Origin of the sequence: Methylobacterium sp. CCH5-D2, assembly GCF_001556475.1 — a bacterium.
Classification (GTDB): domain Bacteria; phylum Pseudomonadota; class Alphaproteobacteria; order Rhizobiales; family Beijerinckiaceae; genus Methylobacterium; species Methylobacterium hispanicum.
This window is the reverse complement of sequence record NZ_LSIX01000540.1, coordinates 1-1,673: the sequence shown is the minus strand read 5'-3', so window position 1 is coordinate 1,673 and position 1,673 is coordinate 1. Positions and strand designations below refer to the sequence as shown.

Sequence of the window (1,673 nt, the reverse complement as noted above, 5' to 3'; positions counted from 1 at the left end):
GGCCCTGGCCGGAGAAGCCGAAGCCGAGCAGCAGGGTCTGGCTGTCGATGCCGGGTTCGCGGGCGAAATGCGCCTCGATGCGCTTGGCCACGTCGAGCGTGCGCCCGGTGGCCGATTCCGGCGGCGTCTGCGCGTCGACGATGACGTAGCCCTGGTCCTCAATGGGCAGGAAGCTCGACGGCATGCGCAAGTAGCCCCAGCCGAGGGCGGCGACGAGCAGGCCGTAGACGAGGAGCGCCCGCACCGGCCGGCGCAGCAGCCCGGCGACGCCGGAGCGGTAGGCCAGCGTGCCGGACCGGAAGCGGCGGTTGAACCAGCCGAAGAAACCGCCTTTGTCGTGGCCGTGCCCGGCCTCGATGGGCTTCAGAAGCGTGGCGCAGAGTGCCGGGGTGAGCGAGAGCGCCAGGAAGGCCGAGAAGGCGATGGAGGTCGCCATGCTGACGGCGAACTGGCGGTAGATCACGCCGACTGAGCCGGGGAAGAAGGCAAGCGGCACGAACACCGCGACTAACACCGATGTGATGCCGACGATGGCCCCGGTGATCTGGCCCATGGCCTTGGCGGTGGCCTCCCGCGGGGGCAGGCCCTCCTCGGACATGATCCGCTCGACGTTCTCGACCACGACGATGGCGTCGTCGACCAGGATGCCGATGGCCAGCACCATGCCGAACATCGTCAGCACGTTGATCGAGAAGCCGGCGAGCAGCAGCGCGCCGCAGGTGCCGAGCAGGGCCACCGGCACGACGATGGTCGGGATAAGGGTGTAGCGGACGTTCTGGAGGAACAGGAACATCACCGCGAAGACGAGCGCCATAGCCTCGGCGAGCGTCATCAGCACCTTCTTGATCGAGACCTCGACGAAAGGCGTGGTGTCGTAGGGGACGCTCACGCGGACGTTGGCCGGCAGCGTGCGTTGGAGCTGGGCGAGCTTCGCCTTCACCCCGCTGGCGGCGGCGAGGGCGTTCGCACCCGGGGCGAGCTGGATGCCGATGCCGGCGGCGGGGCGCCCGTCGAGGCGGGTCTGCATCGTGTAGGACTGCCCACCGAGCTCGACCTCGGCGACGTCGCGCAGGCGGACTAACGAGCCATCCGTGTTGGCGCGCAGCACGATTTCCCCGAACTCGGCGGGCGTGGTCAGTTGCCCCTTCACCAGCACGTTGGCGGCGATGCGCTGGCCCTCCCGCGCCGGCTGGGCGCCGACGACGCCCGAGGCGACCTGCGCGTTCTGCGCGCCGACCGCGGCCGTCACGTCGCCCGGCGTCATGCCGAGGCCGACGAGCTTGACCGGGTCGATCCAGATGCGCAGCGCCTTCTCGGACGAGAACAGGGTGGCGCGGCCGACGCCCGGCACGCGCCGCAACTCGCCTAGCAGTCGGCGGGCGGCAAGGTCGCCGAGGTCGGTCTCGCTCATGGTGCCGTCCTTCGAGGAGACGGTCACGAATTGGAGGAAGCTGGTGCTGGCCTCCTCGACGATGACGCCCTGCTGGGTCACGGCGCGGGGCAGGCGCGCCTCAATGCGCTTGATCCGGTTCTGCACCGCCACCGTCGCCTTCGACGGGTCGGAGCCCGGCGCGAACGAGGCCGTGATCTGCGCCATGCCGGACGTGTCGCTGGTGCTCTCGAAGTACATCAGCCCCGGGATGCCGTTGAGCTCCTCCTCGATGATGCGGGTG

Annotated in this window: 1 protein-coding gene; it reads right to left on the bottom strand. The window is 69.8% G+C overall.

Annotated features, from left to right (window positions below; all coding sequences use genetic code 11):
- The coding region (locus AX737_RS13835; RefSeq protein WP_156453710.1) for an efflux RND transporter permease subunit at window positions 1–1,673 on the bottom strand (1,673 nt) is incomplete at both ends.